Genomic DNA, 19679 nt, shown 5'->3' with positions numbered 1-19679 from the left:
CGGGGGCAGACTGGCTTGCCGAGCCCGAGGAGACACGATGCGCCAGCTCACCGCCCTGGACGTGCAGTTCCTCAACGCCGAGTCGACCACCACCACGGGGCACGTCGGCGGCATCTCGATCCTCGATCCCGCGACCGCTCCGAACCAGACCCTCACCCTCGACGACCTCCGCGAGCACATCGGTTCGCGGTTGCACCTCGCCAAACCGCTCCGCTGGCGGCTGCTGCCCGTACCGCTCGGGCTCGACCACCCCTACTGGATCGACGATCCCGAGTTCGACCTCGAGTACCACGTCCGCGAGATCGCTCTCCCCGCGCCGGGCGACGAACGGCAGCTCGCGGAGCAGATCTCCCGCCTCACCGCGCGGCCGCTCGACCGGCGGCGGCCGCTCTGGGAGGCCTACCTGATCCACGGCCTGCGCGGCGGGACCAAAGCCGTCTACACGAAGGTCCACCACAGCGCCATCGACGGCGTCTCCGGGGCCGAGCTCATCGGCGTCCTCATGGACACCACCGCCGAGCCACCCACGCGAAAACCGCCCAAGACGCCGCAAATGGAACCCGTGCCCAGCGGCGCGGAACTCGCTTTCAACGGCGTGAAACGCCTCGCGCTGCACCCCGTCAAAGCCGCGCTGCAGGTGCCGAAACTGCTCCAGCACCTCGACGAGGTCCCCGGCCTCGGCCGCTACCCCGGCGTCGGACTGCTCGCGAAGGCCGGCAGCGTGCTCAACCGCGTCACCCGCCAGGGCTCCGGGCGCCACGAAGCCGACCGGCCGCGGCTCGTCGCGCCCGACACTCCGTTCAACGGCCCGATCAGCCCGCACCGCCGCTTCGCGTACGGCTCGCTGCCCCTCGACGAGGTCAAGCACGTCAAGAACACCTTCGGCGTCACGGTGAACGACGTCGTGATGGCGTTGTGCGCGAGCGTGATGCGCCGGTGGCTCGTCGACCACGACGCCCTGCCCGACCAGCCGCTCGTCACGCTCGTTCCGCTGTCCGTACGCACGCCCGAGCAGGCCAAGGACGCCGGCAACCAGGTGTCGGTCATGCTCGCGCCGTTGCCGACGCACCTCGCCGACCCCGCCGCGCGGCTGGCCGAGGTCACCACGGCGATGGTCGCCGCGAAGCAGCGGTACCAGCCGCTGCCGGCGTCGTGGCTGGTCGACTTCAGCGGGATGCTCCCGGCCGCGCTCGGCGGGCTCGCCGCCCGGGCCACGATGAAGTTCCTCGGGGCCACCGCGCCGGTCGTGAACCTCGTCGTGTCGAACGTGCCCGGGTCGCAGAGCCCGCTGTACCTGGCCGGCGCGCGGCTGCTCGCGAACTACCCGGTGTCCGCGATCACCGACGCGAGTGGCGGGCTGAACATCACCGTGATGTCCTACGACGGCAAGCTGGACTTCGGGCTCGTCGCCTGCCGCGAGCTGATCCCGGACGTCTGGGACCTGATCGACCACCTGCACGACGCGCTGGCCGAGCTCACCAAGCTGGCCGCCGAGCACACCCGGGAGGCTTGATGGCGGAGCAGGTCGCGGCGGTCAACGGCGTCGAGCTGTGCCACGAGACGTTCGGCGACGCGGGCGGCCGGCCACTGCTGCTCGTCATGGGACTCGGCGCGCCGATGATCTGGTGGGACGAAGAGTTCTGCGAAACCCTTGCCGCGCAGGGGTTTCACGTCATCCGGTTCGACAACCGGGACGCCGGGCGGTCGAGCCGGATGCGCGGCCGGGCCAACCTCGCGGAGGCGTACCTGCTGCACCGCGCGCCGTACTCGCTCGCGGACATGGCCGCCGACGCCTCCGGTCTGCTGGACGTCCTGGGCATTCCCGCCGCGCACGTCGTGGGCGCGTCGATGGGCGGGATGATCGCGCAGACCCTGGCGATCCGGCACCCCGAGCGGGTGCTGTCGCTGACGTCGATCATGTCCAGCACCGGCGGCCGGCTGGTCGGCCGGCCGAGCCCGAAGGCCATGTCGATGCTGCTCAGCGCGCCGCCGCGCAACCGCGCGGACTACGTCGAGCTGCTCGTGCGGACGTTCCGGCTGATCGGCTCGCCGGGCTACCCGTTCGACGAAGCGCGCATGCGGGACCGCGCCGAGCGCACGTTCGACCGCGGCGTCCACCCGGGCGGGACAGTCCGTCAGCTCGCGGCGATCATGGCCGAACGCGACCGCGGGCCCCGGCTGCGCAAGGTGCGGGTGCCGGCCCTGGTGGTCCACGGCGCCCGCGACCCGCTGGTCCACGTCTCGGGCGGCCGCGCGACGGCCCGCGCGATCCCGGGCGCGGACCTCGACGTCGTCCCCGGCATGGGCCACGACCTGCCCCGTGCGGTCTGGCCGCGGGTGGTCAAGGGCATCACGCGCATCGCCGACCGTGCGGAAGTGGCGCACACGCGTGATTGAGCGGGCATCACGCGTGATTGAAGGGGCATCACGCGTGATTGGGAGGACGACACGGCTTACGACGAGAGCGTGATCGAGCCCAGGTGGGAGAAGTGGGCCGCGATGCGGGAGCCGGGGCGGACCGGGACCGCGTCCGTCATGCCGCCGGTCAGGACCAGCCAGCCCGGCTCCAAAGCCAGGCCGCGCGCGCCCAGGGCGTTCGCGGCCAAGGCCAGGGCCTCCGCCGGATGGCCCTGGACCGCCGCGCCGGTCGCCGTGTCGACGATCTGGCCGTCGACCTCCAACAGCGTCGCTTCCAGGGACAAGTCCAGCGAAGCGGGCGGCAGGCCGACCGGGCCCACGCTGAAGTACGCCGACGAGCCGTTGTCCGCGACCGCGTCCGGGAGCGTGAAGCGGTAGTCGGCGTACCGGCTGTCGATGACCTCGATGCCGGCGTACACGCGGTCGACCGCGGCCAGCGCCGTCGCCGCGGTGACGCCGGGACCCGCCAGCCGGCGCCCCAGCACGAAGACCAGCTCCGGCTCGGCGCGAGGGTGGATCAGCGAAGGCACGGGAACGCCCGCCGGCAGGACCATCGCGTCCGTCAGCCAGGCCAGCAACGGCGAATCGATACCCATCCGCTGCTGCTTCGCCCGCGACGTCAGGCCCAGCTTCAGCCCGACGAGCGTCTCGCCGCGGGCCCGTCGCAGCCGCAGAGCCTCGTCCTGGATCGCGTACGCCGTGTCGACGTCCAACCCGGGCCACTCCTCCGAGAGCGGCGAACGCTCCGAAACCGTTCCCAGCAGCGCAGCGGCCGCCTCGCGCACGTTCACGATTCCTCCGTAGCGGGAGCGAAGACCGCGGTGACACTGCCCAGGCCGGCCATGGTCGCGACGACCGTGTCGCCCGGCGACACCGGGATCGCCCGGGTCATCGACCCCGGCAGCACGACGTGCCCCGGCTCCAGGGTGACGCCCAGCGGGCCGACCGTGTTCGCCAGCCACACCAGCGAGTTCAGCGGCGAGCCGAGCACCGCGCCGCCCGCGCCCGTCGCCGCCACCGCACCGTTCTGGTAGAGGACGCAGCCGGCCAGCCGCAGGTCCACGGAACCCAGCGCCGTCGGGCTGCTGCCCAGCACGACACCACCGGACGACGCGTTGTCCGCGATCGTGTCGAACAGCGAGATCTTCCAGTCCTGGATCCGCGAGTCGACGATCTCCAGCGACGGCAGGACGAAGTCGACCGCGCGCACCGCGTCGGCGACCGTGACGCCGGGGCCGCGCAGCGCCGAGCCGAGCACGAACGCGATCTCCGGCTCGATCCGCGGCTGCAGGAACGCCGACATCGGGATCGCCTGGTGCTCCAGGTGGAACATGCTGCCGGTCAGGTGCCCGTAGTCGGGCTGGTCGACGCCCATCTGCCGCTGCATCGCGGCGGACGCGAGCCCGACCTTGTGCCCGCGGACGGCGTCGCCGCCGTCGACCCAGTGCCGCACCTGCTCCTGCTGGATCCGGTACGCGTCTTCGACCCCCGCTTCCGGGTAGGTCTTGATCAGCGGCTCGATCGGTTCGCGCGTCGCGTAGGCCCGCGCCAGTACGGCGGCGGCCTCCTGCACCAAGCTGTCGTCCACTCCGGGGACTCTGCCGTGAGCGCACCCCGCACACAAGCCTCGACGTTCCACTGAACGGAACTCTCGCCAGGCAACCTCTTGCGCGCGAGATAAATGGAGCGTAGCGTGAACGACACCACCAGGAAGGGACGTGAGGGACATGGCACCGACCCAGGCCGAGGTCACCAAGCTCGCCGAGATCCGCGACGAGCTGCGCGAGCGCCACCTGCACCCCGCCGCCGAACGCCCGGCGACGAACGGGCGCGGCATCCACCACACCGCGCTGATCTCCAGCGACGTCGAGCGGACCATCGGGTTCTACCAGGACATCCTGGGCTTCCCGCTCACCGAGCTGATCGAGAACCGCGACTACCCCGGCTCGAGCCACTTCTTCTTCGACGTCGGCAACGGCAACGCCGTCGCCTTCTTCGACCTGCCCGGTCTGGACCTCGGCCCGTACGCGGAAGTCCTCGGTGGACTGCACCACCTGGCCCTGTCCGTCACGCCCGAACGGTGGAGCGTGATCAAGGACAAGCTCGACGAAGCCGGCGTGAAGTACCTGCTGGAGAGCGAGACCTCCATCTACCTGTCCGATCCGGACGGTGCCCGCGTCGAGCTGATCTCCGACCCTTTGGGCGAGATGTACGGCGAGAAGATCGGCTGAAACTCCTGTTCCGGGCGGCGCGCGCCGTTTAGCCTGTGCGCGACGCCTGGAGGTCCCATGTCCGATTGGACGCTCTCTCGCGCGAAGGCGCGCCTCGATCGCCGCGAGCTGCTCGACGAGCTCACCGCGCGCACGCGGTTCGAGGTCCGGCTGCACCTCAACGAGCCGATGACGAACGGCGCCTACGACGAGCTGACGAGCATCTTCGCGATCGGGCACGGCGAGTGCGCCACGCTGCTGGCGCACCACCGCCTGCTCCCGTGGTGGGAACGCGCGCTGCTGTTCCGGTACGCGCGGCGCCTCCACGGCAAGGCGATCACGCGCAGTGTCGGTGTCGTGCCCGCCGAGGTCGCGCCGCAGGCCGCCCGCGCGTTCGGCGCCGAGATCGCCGAGCTGGCCCCGGACTCCGGTGACACCGGCGCGAAGTACGACCTCCAGGGCCGCGGGCTGCTGACGGTGTTCCGCATCGCCGTCGGCGCCAAGGGTGCGGTCTGGCCGGACCAGCACGAGGTCGCGGTGACGTCCGCCCGCAACATCCTGACGTGTGCCGCGACCTTCGCCCGCCGGAAGCCGTGGCATGTGATCTGGCCCGTCTACCGCGTCCGCGGCCTGCGGCTCTGGAAGCTTTGACGCCCGCCGCGCGTTCCCCCGGTATGAAAGCAGAGGAAATCCTCGAAGGCGCGAAGACGATCGCCGTCGTCGGCTTGAGCCGCGACCCGGCCAAGGCCGCGCACGGCGTGCCGGCGGTCCTGCAGGCGCACGGATTCCGGATCATCCCGGTGCACCCGACCGCGACCGAGCTGCTCGGCGAGAAGGTCTACCGGTCGCTGAAGGACATCCCGGAGCCGGTCGACCTGGTCGATGTGTTCCGGCCGTCTCCCGAGGCACCCGGCATCGCCCGCGACGCCGTCGAGATCGGCGCGAAGGCGCTGTGGCTGCAGCAGGGCATCGTCTCCGCCGAGGCGCGCCGCATCGCCGAAGAGGGCGGGCTCGAGTACGTCGAGAACCGCTGCACCGCCGTGGTCCGCGCGACGAACGCGATCTCGAAAAACTAGGCGGTGCCGCCCGCCCGGCGCCCTATGCTCCGAGGCGATGACCACCGAGACGAACCTGTTCACGACGCCACTGCGGATCCCCACCCTCGACGGCGTGGCCGACGCCTTCGCCGTCTTCCCCGGCCACGGACGGCACCCGGGGGTGCTGATGTACCCGGACGGCTTCGGCATCCGTCCCGTGCTGCGGGACATGGCCCGCGAACTGGCCGGCCACGGCTACTACGTGCTCGTCCCCAACTTCTTCTACCGCACCGGCCCGGCGCCGGTGCTCGACCTTCCCGAGCACATCGGCGAAGAGGCCCGGCCGGCGATCTTCGCCGAGCTGATGCCCATGATCGAGGCGCACACCACCGAACGCGTCCTGCGTGACGCCGACGCCTTCCTCCGGTTCCTCCGCACCCGGCCCGAGGTCGGCGCGGGACCGGTCGCGGTGACCGGCTACTGCATCGGCGGCCTCCTCGCGACACGCACCGCCGCGGCCCACCCCGGCCAGGTGGCGGCCCTCGCCGCGTTCCACGCCCCGGTGCGGGCCGCCGGACCCGACCTGCACCGGCTCACCGCCCGGGTCCACTTCGGCCACGCCGAAACCGACCTGACGCCCGAGGCGCTCGGCGAGCTCAACCGGACCCTGGACGCCGCGGGTATCGACCACACGTCCGAGATCTACCCCGGCACCGTCCACGGCTTCACGATGTCCGACACCGACGCCTTCGACCCCGCCGCTCTGCGGCTGCACTGGGATCGCCTGCTGGCGCTGCTGGCCGAATCCACCTAGGCCGACGCTCCGAAGTGGACGATGCGGTGGTTCCCGGTCTCGGCCACCCAGACCCCGCCGACGCCGTCATCGGCCATGCCGCGCGGTGAGCCGATCGGCTCGGTCGTGTCGGACAGCGCCGCTCCCGTGCGCGTGTCGAAGCGGGCCACGCGCCCGGTGTCGTCGACCAGCAACCGGCCGGCGTGGTCCAGCGCCAGCCCGCGCGGCCGGTCCAGGCCGCCGAACTCGCGCACGAACCCGCCCCACCACGAAAACTGCACCACGCGGCGGTTGCCGGTGTCGGCGACGTAGACGTTGCCCGCGGCGTCGACCGCGACCCCTTCCGGCGCCTTGAGCCGTCCGGCCAGCACGCGCACGAGCGCGCCGTCGTGGGTGAACGCCTGCACGCGGTCGTTGCCGGTGTCCGCCACCCACACGCGGCCGCGGACGTCGACGGCGATCGCGGACGGCGCGCGGAACTGGCCCGGCCCCGAGCCGGGCCCGCCGAAAGCGCGGGGAAGCGCCGCGACTTCACTGGTGGCCACGACGCCAGGATCGCCGACCGCGAGCCACGGCGGCCAGTACCGAAAAGAGTGTTCAGCGACTGTTCCGCCGTCGCTCACCAGCTCCACCGCGTGCACGTCCGCCGCTCCAGGAAGCTGTACGCGGGCAGCGGCCCGACCCAGTCCGCCTGGACGCCGCCACCGCGGGCCAGCCCGCTGACCGCGTCCCGCACGACGAGCAGGTCGCCCATCCCGACCAGGAACGCCCACCGCTCGTCCGCCGACTCGCCCGCCGGCAGCGCCACCGAATCGCGGGCGCGTCCGGCGACCTCGCTCAGCAGCACGTCGGAACGCGCCGAACGCCAGGCCGAGCCGGGCTCGGTGAACCGCAGGCAGACGTGCACCTCGGCCAGGCCGTCGAGGCGGTCGAGGTCGGCGCGGTACTCCTCGGCCGCGGGCGCGAGCACCTCGTCCCGGACGGCCGCCTCGTCGTCGGCGACGGTGCCGAACCGGACCGGCAGCACCGGCCCGCCCTCGACGAGCGCGGAGACCACCGCCAGGTGCACCGCCGGATCGGGCTCGGGCTCGCCGACGACCATCGCCAGGTCGTCCCAGCACACCGTCCGCGGCGCCCGCGGGTGCCCGGCGCGCACGACGCCGTAGAGCTGCAGGGTCACGGCTGTTCGACCGGCATCACCGGTTCCACCGGCACCGCCACCGCGGGCGTCGGCGGCGGGGGCGGGATCAGCCCGGTCGTCTGCCCGAGCCCCTGCGAGATCTGCCCGGGCACGGTCGTGTTCTGCAGCCGCTGCATCGCTTCGAGGTACCGGATGTAGGTGTCGACACTGGCGATCACGATCCGCGCCTCGATCGCCAGCAGCTCGATCCCGATCACCGACACCCGCACCGAAGCGTCGATGACGAGTCCCTTGTCGAGCAGGATGTCGAGCGTGTCGGCGAGGCCGCCGCCGGTCTGTCCCGGTCTGGTCACTTAGGTCCTTTCGTCGAGGGCCGCGCGGATCTCGGCGAACCGCAGTTCCAGCGCGATGAGGGCCTGGCCGAGGTCTTCGACCTGGGCGGGGGTGAGCGAGTCCATGCGGCGCAGTGCCTGCCGTTCCAGCACCTCGCGGAGGATGTCGAGCACGGTGACGACGAGGTGGCCGAGCCCGCGCCCGGTGTCGGCGGGGATGCGGAGGGGTTCGCTCATTCTTCGAGCCCGAGCAGCAGCAGCCGGAGATCGAGCCGCACCAGGTCGATGCCGGCGAGCGAGATGATCACGTCGCCGGTCACGACGGCGCCGCGGTGCACCACGCGGTCGAGCAGGTCGGCGACGGCCTCGGCGGCCGAACCGGTGCCGATGGCCACGACTTCGGCTTCAGCCATCGGCCAGCACGCCCAGCTCCACGTCGGTGAACGAGTACGGCGGCCACGGGCCGGTGGTCTCCACCGTCGCCCCGGCCTCCCGCAGCTCGCGGGCGAACCACTCGAACTCGGCGTGGAACGCGGCCTCCCGGCCCTCGGCGACGAGGTAGGCGGTGTTGACCAGCACGCCGTGTGGCCGGGCTCGCCCCATGCTGTCGGCGGCGTGCCGCCGCAGGGCCTCCTCGAGCCGTCCGGCCACGCCCACGACGTCTTCGCGGGCCTGCTGGATCGCCTTCAGCCGCTCCCGGCGGCGCACGAGGTACTGCGTGCCCGACAGCCCCGCGGGGTCCGGGCGGGTGGTCGCGGCCGGCTCGACGTGCCGCACGCGCACCCCCCACTCGCGGTGGCCCTCGACCTCGTCGAGGCAGTCGCGGGCCTGGTCGTAGGCGACCTCCAGGAGCCGCCGCACGGAAGCTTCGCCGTCGAGCACCGTGCCGAACCGCAGCGGCAGCACGGGTTCGTGGCGGAAGACCGCGCGGACGACGGCGTCGTGTTCGCGGGCCAGCTCGGCGAGCGCGCCGTCGACCGGGTCGAGCGTGTCCAGGCGGTCGAAGCGCGCCGGCGTCACTTCCGAGACGACGACGCCCAGGTCGCGGTAGCCGACGAGCCGGGGCGCCGGGCCGAGGTCCAGCCCGTCCCGGTTGCGGGTGATCGCGTACGCGCAGAGCCATTCGCGGGTGCTCACCGCTGTGCGTCCCTTCCGCCCGGAACCCGGGCCTCCAGTGCGGCGACGCGCGCCGCCAAGTCCAGCTTTTGACCGGCACTGTCCGCCAGCTCTTCGCGCACGGCGTTCGGCGAGAAGAACGGGTCGTTCGTCCACCAGTCCATGCCCATTTCCCGGGCGGTCTGGGCCGAGGCGATGAAGAGCCGGATCCGCAGCGTCAGCAATTCGACGTCGACGACGCTGACGCCGATGTCACCGGCTATCACGACACCCTTGTCGAGCACGCGTTCCAGAATGTCCGCCAATGAATCGGACGAAGCGGCCAATCGTGTCACTCTTCCTTTCAGGAATCGGTGGCACCCCGCGTGAACCGCCGGAGCCGTTCGCACGCGGTGAGCTCGCCGTCGGCGTCGAGGTCCACCCGGTAGGTGGCCATCACGCTGGTGGAGTCCGGGATCCGGGCCAGCTCGACGACGTCGACCAGCACGGACCAGCCCCCTTCGGCGCGGGTCCGGAGCCCGGTCACGGCGTGCGGGGCCAGCCCCGTGACCACGCCGAACTGGGCCGTCGCTTCCCTGATGGCATCGGCGGCGCGAAGCCGGGAAACGGATTTCTCAGAGCTTTCGGAGACATTGTTGTTTTGGGCAAGGAACGGCTTCGGCGATTGCGTCATCGCTTTCCTGGTCTCGGGTGGGTGCCCACCGTAGCAACGGGCACAACCATCCGCAGACGAGCTGGGACACGGTATTTTTCACCGGTTCGCGGGAACGGCTGGGCGATCTGCGGCAACCGGCGGCGGCAAACGGCCCAGCACCGGACGGCCAGCGGAACCAATTCCCGGATTCCGCCCCGAATATCACGATCGAGTAACGTCTACCAGCCGGTAGCCGACGCCCCGGACCGTCTCGATGGTGCGAGTGCCGAACGGCACGTCGATCTTGCGCCGCAGGTAGCCGATGTAGACCTCGACGACGTTCTCGTCGCCGTCGTAGTGCGCGTCCCAGACGTGGCCGAGGATCTCGTTCTTCGTCAGCGCGGTCCCCGGCCGCCGCAGGAGGAACTCCAGCAGCCCGAACTCCCGCGCGGTCAGCTCGATCCGCTGCTGTCCTCTGTGGACTGTCCGCGCGGAGGGGTCGAGCCGCAGGTCGCCCGCCTCCAGCACGGCGGGGCGGGCCGGGGCGCCGCGGCGCAGCAGCGCGCGCAGCCGGGCGATCAGGACGACGAAGGAGAACGGCTTCGACAGGTAGTCGTCGGCGCCGAGGTCGAACGCGTCGGCTTCGTCGTACTCGCCGTCCTTCGCGGTGAGCATCAGCACCGGCGTCCAGTTCTCGGCCGCCCGCAGGCGTTTGAGCACCTCGTAGCCGGACAGCTCGGGGAGCATGATGTCGAGCACGACGACGTCGTACTCCTGCTCCGTCGCCCGCCAGAGCCCTTCCCGGCCGGTGTGCGCGACGTCGACGGTGAACCCCTCGGCGACCAACCCGCGCCGCAGCGTCTCCGCGAACTCGCGCTCGTCCTCCACGATCAGCAGGCGCACTACTCCTCCTCCGGCAGTTCGAGCACCGGCAGCTCGAGCACGAACCGCGCGCCCTGCTCGTCCGACGCGCTGTAGCGCGCCCGGCCGCCGTGGCGTGCCGCGATGCCCGCGACGATCGGCAGGCCCAGCCCGGTGCCGCCGTGCCCGCGCTGCCGCGACGCGTCGAGCCGGACGAACCGCTCGAAGATCCGGTCGCGGTCGGCCTCCCCGACGCCCGGCCCGTCGTCGCTCACCTCGACGACCGCGAGATCGCCGCGCACCGAGCTGGCGACGCGGATGCGCGAGCGCGCGTGCCCGCGGGCGTTGTCGACCAGGTTCCGCACCGCCCGCCGCAGCTGGGCCTCGCTGCCGCGCACCTTCGCGGGCCCGGCGCGGACCTCGACGTCCAGCGCGCACTCGCCGCGGACCCGCTCGGCCTCGGCGCGCACGATGTCGTCGAGGTCGACCTCCGTGCGCGCCGGCCGGTCGGTCGTGTCGTCGGTGCGGGCGAGCATGAGCAGGTCGTCGACGAGCTCGCGCAGCCGCGCGGTCTCCCTGGCGATCACCGGCACCAGGTCTTGCGCGCTCTCCGGGTGCCGCCCGGAGACGTCGAGCGCGGTGCTGATCGTGGACAGCGGCGAGCGCAGCTCATGACTCGCGTCGGCGACGAACCGGCGTTGTGCGGCCTGCGCCGACGCGAGCCGGCCGAGCATCCCGTTGAGGGTCACGGCGAGGCGGTGCACCTCGTCGCCACCCGGCGGCAGCGGGACGCGGGCGGCGAGGTCGCGCGTCGAGATCTCGGCGACGGTCCGGCGCATCCGCTCGACCGGCCGCAGCGCCGAGCCGACCGCGCGGTAGACCGCGAGCCCGGCGATCGCCAGCAGCGGGATCGCGATCAGCCCGAGCAGCAGCGTCAGCCGGGTCGAGGCCTCGGTCACCGGCTCCAGCGAGCGCGCCGAGACCACCGTGTACGGCCCGCCCGGCCCGTTGACCTGCTGCGACACGACGCGGTAGTCGTCGCTGTCGCCGTTGAGCCCGAGCGGGAGCGTCTCGATGGCTTCCTGTCCGACGGGCGGGCGGGCGGTGGTCAGCGGCGGGTGCCCGACGATCGCCGGGTCGCTCGCGATCGGCACGCCGCGCGCGTTGAGCACCTGGGTGACGGCCTCGGTGTCGCCGGTGCTGGCGACGTCGGACGCGCTGAGGTCACGTGCGCCCTCGCGGACCAGCTGGATGGCGACCTGGCGGCCGGTGCTGCGGGCACTCTCGGTGACGCTGCGGTCGAGCGACTCTTCGAGCAGCACCACGACCACGGCGAGCGCGGCCGCGATGGCCAGCGCGAGCGCGAAGACGGCCACCGCGGTGGTCCGCATCCGCACGCCGGTCGCGGCGATCACGCTGCCCAGTTTCACCAACTCAGCGTAACCACGGAACGCCGCGGTCACGACGTCCGCCGCCGGCGCGTGGCGGTGAGCCGTTCCACGCGCAGGCGGTCGACCTCGGGCAGCTCGAGCGGCGGCAGCGGGTACCCGGCCGTCCAGGTCAGCAGCAGGTCCGCCAGCGCGGGGTTGCGGGCGAGCGCCGGGCCGTGCAGGTAGGTGCCGACGACGTGGCCGGTCACCGCGCCTTCGGTGCCGTCGCCGTTGCCGGCGCCGCGCACGACCTGGCCGAGCGGCTCGCTGCCGGCGCCGAGCTTGCTGAGGCCGAGGTGGTTTTCGAACCCCGTGAGCGGGGCTTTGTCCAGGAGTTCGGTCGCCGTGGCGACGAGCTCGGACACCGCGCGGCGCACGCCGGGCTCGGTGGCGACGTCGAGCAGGCCGAGACCGTCGTGGTCGACGCCGTCGAGGCCGCGGAAGCGGGTGCCGAGCACCTGCAGGCCGGCGCAGACGCCGAAGACCACCGATTCGGGGGTCAGGGATCGTCGGTACTTCCGCAGGTGGGCCGCGGCCAGCGCCTGCGCGCCGTCCTCGCCGCCGCCGAGCAGGTAGAGGTCCAAAGTGGACGGTACCGGCTCGCCGAGCCCGACCGGCACGACCTCGGCGTCGAGCCCGCGCCAGCGCAGCCGCTGGCAGAGGACCTGCGCGTTGCCGGTGTCGCCGTAGGTGCCGAGCACCTCGGGCAAAAGGAGTCCGATGTGGACGATCGAGTCACGCACCGGGCAGCCTGCCCACGAGGTCGCGGAACGCGGTGTAGTTGGCGACGAGCTCGACCCCGCCGGGCGGCAGCGCGTCGATGGCGGCGACCGGGTCGGGCTCGGCCCAGTGCGCGACCTCGGCGTAGCAGAGCCGGACGGCGAGGTCGGCGCCGCGCTCGCCGGTGACGACGACCTGGCGGCCGCGCAGCCGTTCGAAGTGCACGTCCCAGAGCCAGGACAGGTCGCGGCCGTCGGCTTCCTGGGCGTTGACGGCGACGACGACCGGGGTGTCTTCGTCGAGCACGCGCAGCGTTTCGACCCAGCCGGCCGGGTTCTTGGCCAGCATCAGCCGCACGGAGTGCCGCGACCGGCGGATGGTCCGGTAGCGGCCGCCGATGTCGGTGATGGTCCGCAGCCGCGCGGCGGCGGTGTGCGGCGGCACGCCCAGCCGGTGCGCGGCGGCGAGCGCGAAGGCGGCGTTGGCCCGGTTCGCGTCCCCGGGCAGGCGCAGGTCCAGGTCGACTTGACGACCGCCGGGCGTGCGGACGAGGTCGCCGTCGAGGGTCCAGGTGGGTTCGGGGCGGGCCAGGCCGCAGGCGCAGCTCCAGTGGTCTTTTTCGTGGACGATCAGGCCGTCGCAGCGCGGGCAGGAGGTCGAGTCCCCGGTCCAGCGGCGGCCGGTGCCGACCCAGAGCGGCTTGGCGGCCGCGGTCGCGGCGGAGGCGACGAGAACGTCGTCGCAATTGGCGACAATCGTGGTTTCAGGATGGCAGGCGATCGCGGCGCGCAGATCGCGTTCGGTCGACCGCACCTCGCCGACGCGGTCGAGCTGGTCCCGGCTGAGGTTGAGCAGGACGAGAACGGCGGGGCGCAGCTGTTCGGCAACCCAGGGCAGGTAGGTCTCATCGACTTCGAGGACGGCATAGGGAGCGTCGGGGCGCGCGGCCAGGGCGGCGAGGATGCCGTCGGGCATGTTGGCCCCATCGCTGTTGGCGGCGACCTCGGCGAGCGCTTCGAGGGCCCGGGTGATCATCAGGGCCGTGGTGGTCTTGCCGTTGGTGCCGGTGACGAGGACGACGGTGCGTTCCCGGCCGAGGGTCTTCAGAGCCGTGGGGTCGAGGGCGAGCGTGACGCGGCCGCCGATGACGCCGCCCTGGCCGAGGCCGGCGTGCCGGGAGAGCCAGGCACTGACCCGCCCGGCGGCCACGGACGCGCGGGTACGGAAGGGGTTTCGGGCGGTCATCGCCTGGATGGTGCTCGGTGGGCGCTGTGAGTTTGCTGAGTCCGTGACTCGGGTCTCCCCGCCCTGCTCCGGCGGCGTCGTTCGTCTTGAATGAGCCATTCGGGACGGTCGTGCCGGTTGCCCGGTCGGCCGTCCGCCCCGGCTGACGTCGTGGACGAGCCGGTCATGACGCGGCACGCCGCAGTGGGCCCGCGTGACCGGCTTGCGGCTCCCGGCGGCGTTTACGGATGCCGTCGCGCCGCTTGGGCGACGGTGATGTCATGCCGCAGTGGAGCCCGCTGCGACCAGCCTCGCAGCTGCGGGGCCGACACAGCCCCCGCCGACACAGCCCCCGCCGACACAGCCCCCGCCGACACAGCCCCCGCCGACACAGCCCCCGCCGACACAGCCCCCGCCGACACAGCCCCCGCCCGTCCCTGGGGGGGGCGTCCCCGCTTCCAGCGTATCGGCCGCCCCGGACAAAACCGGCCCAAAAGACCCGCCCACCCCCGCTTGTCCACATTACGGCCGGCCTGTTGACAACCCTCTACTTCCTTCACGACCCATTCACGAATATGAACCACCCTCGGTCGAACTTGTCGAACGAGGCCGTCAACACCTCCGCAACCGCCATAGGTAGGAAACTTAACCATCGGAGGTTGTACCAATTAGCCTGCGCAAGTAACCGCATTCTGCTGAGACGTTTCAAGATCTTCCCCACATACATCGGAGGTGTTACCGTCCAACCCCACCCAGCGGAAATGCGTACCGCTGAACGGAAACCGGGAACGTCCAACGGAGGGCATCGTGGGACCGGAGCGCGCACTGGAGAACAGCGGAACTCTCGAACGCGGACTCGCGGTGCTCGAGCACGTGGGTCGGCACCAGGAGATTTCCACCAATGCGATCGCGCGGCAACTGGGGCTTTCCCGCAGTGCCGCCTACCGCATCGTCGGCACCCTGAAGAGTCTCGAATACCTCGAAGCCGACCAGGTCACCGGCCGCGTACGGCTGGGGACCCGGCTCGTGGAGCTCGGCGCGCGGGCCATGGCCGCCACCGATCTGCACCGGTGTGCGCCGCGGTATCTCGCGTCGCTCGCCGAACGGTCCGGGGAGACCACCTACCTCGCCGTTCCCGACAACGACACCATGGTCTACGTCGCCACCGAACGCAGTGCCAGCGCCGTCACCCTCGCCTGCCGCCTCGGCACCCGGCGGCCGCAGCACGCCACGTCGCTCGGGAAAGCCTGGCTCGCCGCGCTGCCCGAAGCCGACCGGGCCGAGCGCGTCCGGCGGATGAAGCTCGATTCCCTGACGCTCAAGACGATCAACGACCCGCTCCGGCTGCTCGACGACCTCGCGCGCACCAGCCGTCGTGGCTGGGCGATCGACGAGGTCGAGAACGAGCCGGACGTCGGGTGCGTCGCCGCCGCCGTGCGCGACCACTCCGGCCGGCCGATCGCCGCCATCAGCATCGCCGGGCCGGCGCCGCGCGTGCTGCGCCGCCTCGACGAGCTCGGTGCCTCCGTGGCCGGAACCGCCGCCGCCCTTTCACTGCGGCTCGGATACGTGCGGGGGCAGCGGGGATGACCTGGATCCAGGACTACCAGCCGGCGGGCGGGCTGTGGGTCTCCGCGCTGCTCGCCGCGCTCCCGATCATCGTGCTGCTGGTCGCGCTCGGCGTGATCCGCTTCTCCGCGCACCTCTCGGCCGCGCTCGCGCTGGTCACCGCGCTCGGCGTCGCCCTGCTGCTGTACCGGATGCCGGCCGCGCTGGCGTTCGACTCCGCGGCGATGGGCGTGCTCTTCGGCGTGTGGTCGGTGGCCTGGATCGCTTTCCACGCCGTGTACTTCCACAACGTCACCGTCGCCACCGGCCGGTTCGACGCGATCAAGCGCGTGCTCGCGGGGTTCAGCGAGGACCGGCGGCTGCAGGCGCTGCTCATCGCGTTCGGCTTCGGCGCGCTCCTCGAAGGCGTCGCCGGCGGCGGGTCGCCGATCGCGATCACCGCGGCGATGATGGCCGCGCTCGGGTTCCCGCCGGTGAAGGCCGTCGTGCTGGCGCTGCTGGCGAACACCGCGCCGGTCGCGTTCGGCGGCCTCGGCAACCCGCTGATCGTGCTCGGCCGGCTGACCGCGCCGATCATGCACCTCAAGCCGGACCAGGCGACCGAGCTGTTCTCGGCGGCGGTGGGCCGCCAGGTGCCGGTGCTGGCGCTGATCATCCCGGCGTTCCTGGTCGTGGTCCTGGCCGGCTGGAAGCGCATGCTCGAGGTGTGGCCGGCGGTGCTGACCGCCGGGCTCGCGTTCGCGGCCATGCAGTTCGTCGCGTCCAACTACATCAGCGCCAGCCTGGTCGACGTCCTCGCCGCGCTCACGGCGATGGCCGCGCTGTGGATCCTGACGCGGTTCTGGCAGCCGGCGTCGGTGTGGCGGTTCGAGGGCGAAGAAAGCGCTGTCAAGAGCCTGGGTGCGGCGCAGTCCGAACGCGGCGCGCTCTACGCGTGGATGCCCTACATCATCCTGATCCTGGCGATCTTCCTGTCGCGGATCGGCACGATCTTCAAGAACCTGCCCGCTTGGCTCGACCTGACGAAGCTGCTGCACAAGGCGGACTGGATCTTCGCCTGGCCGGGGCTGCACAACCACGTCGTCCAGCACCCGCCGATCACCGCGAAGAACGCGCCGTACGCGGCGACGTTCACGGTCGACTTCCTGTACTCACCCGGCACGGTGGCCCTGATCGCGGCGGTCATCGCCGGCTTCGCGATGGGCGGACGGGCCGGGCTGCTGGCCAAGACGTACCGGCAGACGCTGGTCCAGATGCGCTGGGCGCTCGCGACGATCTTCATGATCCTGGCGATCGCGTTCGTCATGAACTACTCGGGCGCGACGCAGACGCTGGGCCTGGCCCTGGCGACGACGGGTGCGGTCTTCCCGCTGTTCTCGGCGTACATCGGCTGGCTGGGCGTGTTCCTGACCGGGTCGGACGCGTCGACGAACAGCCTGTTCGGCCCGATGCAGGTGATCTCGGCCCAGCAGCTGAACCTGAATCCGATCCTCGCGGGCGCGACGAACACCTCGGGTGGCGTGATGGGCAAGATGATCTCGCCGCAGAACCTGTCGATCGGCGCGACGGCGATCGGGCAGAGCGGCAAGGAGGGATCGCTGCTGCGCCAGACGTTCCTGTGGTCGCTGCTGCTGACCGCGGTGGTCGGCGTGATCTCCCTGCTGCAGGCGACGATCCTCACGGCGATGATCCCGACGCCCTAGGCTGGGCGGATGAGCTCTGATGGTCTGGCGTCCTTCGGGTACGAGCTGGGACTCCTGAAGCGCGTCCGGCGGTCGGGCTGGTGGCACGCCGGGGTGCGCGACCCGGAGTCGGTCGGCGAGCACAGCCTGCGGGCGGCCCAGCTGGCGGCGCTGATCGCGGCGGAGGAAGGGGCATCGCCGGAGCGGGCGGCGTTCCTCGCCCTGTGGCACGACACGCAGGAGACCCGGACGGGTGACCTTCCGCTGACGGCCGTCGACTACCTGCGGAAGCCGTCGCCGCGGCAGATCACGGCCGACCAGACGGCGTCCCTGCCGGACAGTTCGCGCTCGCTGGTGCGGGAGGCCGTGGACGAGTACGAGACCCGCTCGTCCGCCGAGGCGTTGTGTGCGAAGGACGCCGACAAGCTGGAGATGCTGCTGCAGGCGCTGGAGTACCGGGACGTCGGGGTGCGGCGCGTCGACGAGTGGATCGAGTCGGCGCGGAAGGGCCTCACGACGGAGACGGCGCGGAAGATCGCCGAAGCGGCGCTGACCTTGTCACCGCTCTCCTGGCGCGATCGATGACTCCCAGTCGGCGATCGCCGCCGACCTGATCGTCCCGTCGGCGATGCTGTGCGAGATCAGGCTGTGCGCCTGGCGGAACCGCTGGCGAGCCTGCGCGAACAGGTAGCCGTCGGCGATCACGGTCCCCGCCAGGAGCAGCGCCTTGACCCACCCGGGCGCGGACAGGTCGGCGCACACCGCCACCGCGAGGACCGGCAACGGCAGCAGGATGGCGTCGCGGAACTCGCTTTCCCCCTTGATGCGGCTGAATTCGGCGTACAGCTCGGGCTTCGCGACGATCAGCCGCGGTGACATGTACAGCACCTCCCGCACCGCGTCGAGGAACACCGTGAGCGGCCCGCGCGGCCGCGGATCGAGGCGTTCGGGGGTGAGCCGCCGCAGGTAGGCGACGCTCAGCTGGAAGAACACCGACTGCACCAGGGTGCCCGTCACCTCGCCGATCAGCAGGCACAGCACGCTGATCGCGGCGAGCCGGCCGCCGGTGCCGAACAGCTCCAGCAGGTCCAGCGCCGGTTTCCCCAGCAACCCAGCCTGCGGTGGGTGGTAGTGGCCGATCAGGAGCCAGCCGGCGCAGAACCACATGTAGCCCGCCACCAGCGCACTGCGGACGTCCCGGAAGCCGGGCAGCAGCGAGGCCAGCACGGTGTCAGCGACCCACCGCCGTCGCGCGGTCCAGGAGCAACGCGCGCTCGCGGGCGTTCTCCGTCATCTCCGCCGCCCGCCTGAACTCCGCCTCCGCCTCCGCCAGCCGGCCCAGCTTCTCCAGCAGATCGCCGCGGACGCTGGGGAGCAGGTGGTAGTCCTTCAACGCCGGCTCGTCGGCTACCCCGTCCACGATCTCCAGGCCCGCCTCCGGGCCGTACGCCATCGCCACCGCCACTCCGCGGTTCAGCTCGATCACCGGGGACGGCTGGAGCTTGCCCAGGCCCTCGTACAACGCCGCGATGCGGGACCAGTCCGTCTCGTCCGCCGTCCGGGCTCTGGCGTGGCACGCCGCGATCGCCGCCTGCGCGGAATACGGGCCGTACGCGCCGTCGGCGATCTGCTCCGACAGGGTCAGGGCCGCCAGGCCGTGCTGGATCAGGAGGCGGTCCCAGCGGGCTCGGTCCTGCTCCAGCAGGAGCACCGGCTCGCCGTTCGGGCCCGTGCGGGCCTTCGAGCGCGACGACTGCAGCTCCATCAGCGCGACCAGACCGTGGACTTCGGACTCGCCCGGGATCAGCCCGGCCAGGACGCGGCCGAGGCGCATCGCCTCCTCGCACAGCGCCGGCCGCATCCAGTCGTCGCCGCGGGTGGCCGAGTAGCCCTCGTTGAAGACCAGGTAGATGACCTCGAGCACCGACGACAGCCGGGCCACGCGCTCGTCGCCCTCCGGTACCTCGAACGGCACCTTCGCCTCGGCGAGGGCCTTCTTCGCCCGCACGATCCGCTGGGCGATCGTCGATTCGCGGACCAGGAAGGCGCGCGCGATCTCGTCGGTGGTCAGGCCGCCGAGCATGCGCAGCGTCAGCGCGACGCGGGCCTGCGTGTTCAGCACCGGGTGGCAGGCGACGAACAGCAGGCGCAGCAGGTCGTCTTCGATGTGGTCGTCGAGCGCCGCGTCGAAGTCGGGCAGGACGCCCTCGCCGAGCTGCTGGTCGCGCCCGACCTCTTCGAGCTTCTCCGCGTACCGCTCGTTGCGGCGGAACTGGTCGACCGCGCGGCGCTTGGCGATGGTCATCAGCCACGCGCCGGGGTTGCGGGGCACGCCGGACTCCGGCCACTGCTCCAGCGCCGCGACGAGCGCGTCCTGCGCCAGCTCCTCGGCCAGGCCGACGTCACCGCGGGCCATGCGGGCCAGACCCGCGATGAGCCGCGGCGACTCGATCCGCCAAACCGTCTCCACCGTGCTCCGGGTGTCCGCAACCGTCACCCGGCCATCAGACAG

25 protein-coding genes are annotated in these 19679 nt (G+C 71.9%); 9 read left to right on the top strand and 16 right to left on the bottom strand.

Annotated elements, in window-relative coordinates; translation table 11 throughout:
• The first annotated feature begins 37 nt into the window (after positions 1-37).
• Positions 38-1513: a wax ester/triacylglycerol synthase family O-acyltransferase gene (locus tag ABZ342_RS19470; protein ID WP_360474632.1), complete on the top strand. Its 1476-nt coding sequence runs from the start codon at positions 38-40 to the stop codon at positions 1511-1513.
• Entirely contained in the window at positions 1513-2397 is an 885-nt protein-coding gene (locus tag ABZ342_RS19465) for an alpha/beta hydrolase (protein WP_360474629.1), read from the top strand. The genes ABZ342_RS19470 and ABZ342_RS19465 overlap by 1 nt, the downstream gene beginning before the upstream one ends.
• Before the next feature lie 56 nt (positions 2398-2453).
• Here ABZ342_RS19465 and ABZ342_RS19460 read toward each other — a convergent pair whose 3' ends face one another.
• Both ABZ342_RS19460 and ABZ342_RS19455 read right to left on the bottom strand, forming a co-directional pair.
• Complete coding sequence (locus ABZ342_RS19460; protein WP_360474626.1) at positions 2454-3209, bottom strand: fumarylacetoacetate hydrolase family protein; 756 nt, start codon at positions 3207-3209, stop codon at positions 2454-2456.
• Positions 3206-4006, bottom strand: a complete 801-nt coding sequence (locus tag ABZ342_RS19455; RefSeq protein WP_360474623.1) for a 2-keto-4-pentenoate hydratase — start codon at positions 4004-4006, stop codon at positions 3206-3208. Before ABZ342_RS19455 ends, ABZ342_RS19460 begins: the two co-directional genes overlap by 4 nt.
• A gap of 139 nt (positions 4007-4145) precedes the next feature.
• Here ABZ342_RS19455 and ABZ342_RS19450 point away from each other — a divergent pair, with 139 nt between their 5' ends.
• Genes ABZ342_RS19450 through ABZ342_RS19435 form a run of 4 tightly spaced genes read left to right on the top strand, consistent with a single transcriptional unit; the run spans position 4146 to position 6479 of the window.
• Positions 4146-4649 (top strand): VOC family protein, encoded by a 504-nt coding sequence (locus ABZ342_RS19450; RefSeq protein WP_360474620.1) that lies wholly within the window; start codon positions 4146-4148, stop codon positions 4647-4649.
• Positions 4650-4706: 57 nt separating this feature from the next.
• Positions 4707-5279 (top strand): hypothetical protein, encoded by a 573-nt coding sequence (locus ABZ342_RS19445; protein ID WP_360474617.1) that lies wholly within the window; start codon positions 4707-4709, stop codon positions 5277-5279.
• Positions 5280-5302: 23 nt separating this feature from the next.
• Positions 5303-5704, top strand: coding sequence for a CoA-binding protein (locus ABZ342_RS19440; RefSeq protein WP_155547539.1), 402 nt, complete (start codon positions 5303-5305; stop codon positions 5702-5704).
• A gap of 55 nt (positions 5705-5759) precedes the next feature.
• Complete coding sequence (locus ABZ342_RS19435) at positions 5760-6479, top strand: dienelactone hydrolase family protein (protein ID WP_360474818.1); 720 nt, start codon at positions 5760-5762, stop codon at positions 6477-6479.
• Here the strand turns inward: ABZ342_RS19435 and ABZ342_RS19430 are convergent.
• The 12 genes from ABZ342_RS19430 to ABZ342_RS19375 form a co-directional block, all read right to left on the bottom strand.
• Positions 6476-7003, bottom strand: a complete 528-nt coding sequence (locus ABZ342_RS19430; RefSeq protein ID WP_360474614.1) for an NHL repeat-containing protein — start codon at positions 7001-7003, stop codon at positions 6476-6478. The two genes, ABZ342_RS19435 and ABZ342_RS19430, sit on opposite strands and share 4 nt — an antisense overlap.
• 74 nt (positions 7004-7077) lie before the next feature.
• On the bottom strand, positions 7078-7638 hold the full coding sequence (locus tag ABZ342_RS19425) for a GvpL/GvpF family gas vesicle protein (protein ID WP_360474611.1): 561 nt from the start codon (positions 7636-7638) through the stop codon (positions 7078-7080).
• Positions 7635-7952 carry a gas vesicle protein GvpJ gene (gvpJ, locus tag ABZ342_RS19420; protein ID WP_360474608.1) on the bottom strand — a complete coding sequence of 106 codons (318 nt, stop codon included), beginning with the start codon at positions 7950-7952 and terminating at the stop codon, positions 7635-7637. The genes ABZ342_RS19425 and gvpJ (ABZ342_RS19420) overlap by 4 nt, the downstream gene beginning before the upstream one ends.
• Positions 7953-8168 (bottom strand): gas vesicle protein GvpK, encoded by a 216-nt coding sequence (gene gvpK / locus ABZ342_RS19415; protein ID WP_360474605.1) that lies wholly within the window; start codon positions 8166-8168, stop codon positions 7953-7955.
• Entirely contained in the window at positions 8165-8344 is a 180-nt protein-coding gene (gene gvpJ / locus ABZ342_RS19410; RefSeq protein ID WP_360474602.1) for a gas vesicle protein GvpJ, read from the bottom strand. The genes gvpK and gvpJ (ABZ342_RS19410) overlap by 4 nt, the downstream gene beginning before the upstream one ends.
• On the bottom strand, positions 8337-9068 hold the full coding sequence (locus tag ABZ342_RS19405) for a GvpL/GvpF family gas vesicle protein (RefSeq protein ID WP_155547545.1): 732 nt from the start codon (positions 9066-9068) through the stop codon (positions 8337-8339). The genes gvpJ (ABZ342_RS19410) and ABZ342_RS19405 overlap by 8 nt, the downstream gene beginning before the upstream one ends.
• Positions 9065-9382, bottom strand: a complete 318-nt coding sequence (locus tag ABZ342_RS19400) for a gas vesicle protein (protein ID WP_230862980.1) — start codon at positions 9380-9382, stop codon at positions 9065-9067. Before ABZ342_RS19400 ends, ABZ342_RS19405 begins: the two co-directional genes overlap by 4 nt.
• An 8-nt stretch (positions 9383-9390) precedes the next feature.
• Positions 9391-9720, bottom strand: a complete 330-nt coding sequence (locus ABZ342_RS19395; RefSeq protein ID WP_155547546.1) for a gas vesicle protein — start codon at positions 9718-9720, stop codon at positions 9391-9393.
• A 183-nt stretch (positions 9721-9903) separates the two neighbouring features.
• Positions 9904-10584: a response regulator transcription factor gene (locus tag ABZ342_RS19390; protein WP_155547547.1), complete on the bottom strand. Its 681-nt coding sequence runs from the start codon at positions 10582-10584 to the stop codon at positions 9904-9906.
• On the bottom strand, positions 10584-11972 hold the full coding sequence (locus tag ABZ342_RS19385) for an ATP-binding protein (RefSeq protein ID WP_360474597.1): 1389 nt from the start codon (positions 11970-11972) through the stop codon (positions 10584-10586). The genes ABZ342_RS19390 and ABZ342_RS19385 overlap by 1 nt, the downstream gene beginning before the upstream one ends.
• Positions 11973-12001: 29 nt before the next feature.
• Positions 12002-12715 carry a glutamine amidotransferase gene (locus ABZ342_RS19380; protein ID WP_360474594.1) on the bottom strand — a complete coding sequence of 238 codons (714 nt, stop codon included), beginning with the start codon at positions 12713-12715 and terminating at the stop codon, positions 12002-12004.
• Positions 12708-13937: a MurT ligase domain-containing protein gene (locus ABZ342_RS19375; protein WP_360474591.1), complete on the bottom strand. Its 1230-nt coding sequence runs from the start codon at positions 13935-13937 to the stop codon at positions 12708-12710. Before ABZ342_RS19375 ends, ABZ342_RS19380 begins: the two co-directional genes overlap by 8 nt.
• A gap of 786 nt (positions 13938-14723) precedes the next feature.
• On the opposite strand from ABZ342_RS19375, the gene ABZ342_RS19370 reads away from it, so the two are divergent.
• The 3 genes from ABZ342_RS19370 to ABZ342_RS19360 are packed head-to-tail and all read left to right on the top strand — an operon-like array spanning position 14724 to position 17752.
• On the top strand, positions 14724-15506 hold the full coding sequence (locus ABZ342_RS19370) for an IclR family transcriptional regulator (protein ID WP_155547549.1): 783 nt from the start codon (positions 14724-14726) through the stop codon (positions 15504-15506).
• On the top strand, positions 15503-17188 hold the full coding sequence (locus ABZ342_RS19365) for a lactate permease LctP family transporter (protein WP_360474587.1): 1686 nt from the start codon (positions 15503-15505) through the stop codon (positions 17186-17188). The genes ABZ342_RS19370 and ABZ342_RS19365 overlap by 4 nt, the downstream gene beginning before the upstream one ends.
• Before the next feature lie 9 nt (positions 17189-17197).
• A complete protein-coding gene (locus ABZ342_RS19360; RefSeq protein ID WP_360474585.1) occupies positions 17198-17752 on the top strand; it encodes an HD domain-containing protein in 555 nt (184 codons plus the stop codon).
• On the opposite strand, the gene ABZ342_RS19355 is transcribed toward ABZ342_RS19360, so the two are convergent.
• Positions 17726-18394: a hypothetical protein gene (locus ABZ342_RS19355; RefSeq protein ID WP_360474582.1), complete on the bottom strand. Its 669-nt coding sequence runs from the start codon at positions 18392-18394 to the stop codon at positions 17726-17728. The genes ABZ342_RS19360 and ABZ342_RS19355 overlap by 27 nt on opposite strands.
• Positions 18395-18398: 4 nt before the next feature.
• Positions 18399-19664, bottom strand: coding sequence for an RNA polymerase sigma factor (locus ABZ342_RS19350; protein ID WP_360474579.1), 1266 nt, complete (start codon positions 19662-19664; stop codon positions 18399-18401).
• Between the last annotated feature and the right edge of the window lie 15 nt (positions 19665-19679).

This window comes from Amycolatopsis sp. NPDC005961 (assembly GCF_040629235.1).
GTDB lineage: Bacteria > Actinomycetota > Actinomycetes > Mycobacteriales > Pseudonocardiaceae > Amycolatopsis > Amycolatopsis camponoti.
The sequence above is the reverse complement of the archived record's forward strand: the minus strand, read 5'-3'. Positions and strand labels throughout refer to the sequence as shown.

Excerpts from the sequence above, each read along its gene's own strand:
- gvpJ (WP_360474602.1), bottom strand. The coding sequence starts at position 8,344 with ATGGCTGAAGCCGAAGTCGTGGCCATCGGCACCGGTTCGGCCGCCGAG.
- ABZ342_RS19470 (WP_360474632.1), top strand. The coding sequence starts at position 38 with ATGCGCCAGCTCACCGCCCTGGACGTGCAGTTCCTCAACGCCGAGTCG.
- gvpK (WP_360474605.1), bottom strand. The coding sequence starts at position 8,168 with ATGAGCGAACCCCTCCGCATCCCCGCCGACACCGGGCGCGGGCTCGGC.
- ABZ342_RS19365 (WP_360474587.1), top strand. The coding sequence starts at position 15,503 with ATGACCTGGATCCAGGACTACCAGCCGGCGGGCGGGCTGTGGGTCTCC.
- ABZ342_RS19375 (WP_360474591.1), bottom strand. The coding sequence starts at position 13,937 with ATGACCGCCCGAAACCCCTTCCGTACCCGCGCGTCCGTGGCCGCCGGG.
- ABZ342_RS19450 (WP_360474620.1), top strand. The coding sequence starts at position 4,146 with ATGGCACCGACCCAGGCCGAGGTCACCAAGCTCGCCGAGATCCGCGAC.
- ABZ342_RS19465 (WP_360474629.1), top strand. The coding sequence starts at position 1,513 with ATGGCGGAGCAGGTCGCGGCGGTCAACGGCGTCGAGCTGTGCCACGAG.
- ABZ342_RS19395 (WP_155547546.1), bottom strand. The coding sequence starts at position 9,720 with ATGACGCAATCGCCGAAGCCGTTCCTTGCCCAAAACAACAATGTCTCC.
- ABZ342_RS19440 (WP_155547539.1), top strand. The coding sequence starts at position 5,303 with ATGAAAGCAGAGGAAATCCTCGAAGGCGCGAAGACGATCGCCGTCGTC.
- ABZ342_RS19360 (WP_360474585.1), top strand. The coding sequence starts at position 17,198 with ATGAGCTCTGATGGTCTGGCGTCCTTCGGGTACGAGCTGGGACTCCTG.
- ABZ342_RS19445 (WP_360474617.1), top strand. The coding sequence starts at position 4,707 with ATGTCCGATTGGACGCTCTCTCGCGCGAAGGCGCGCCTCGATCGCCGC.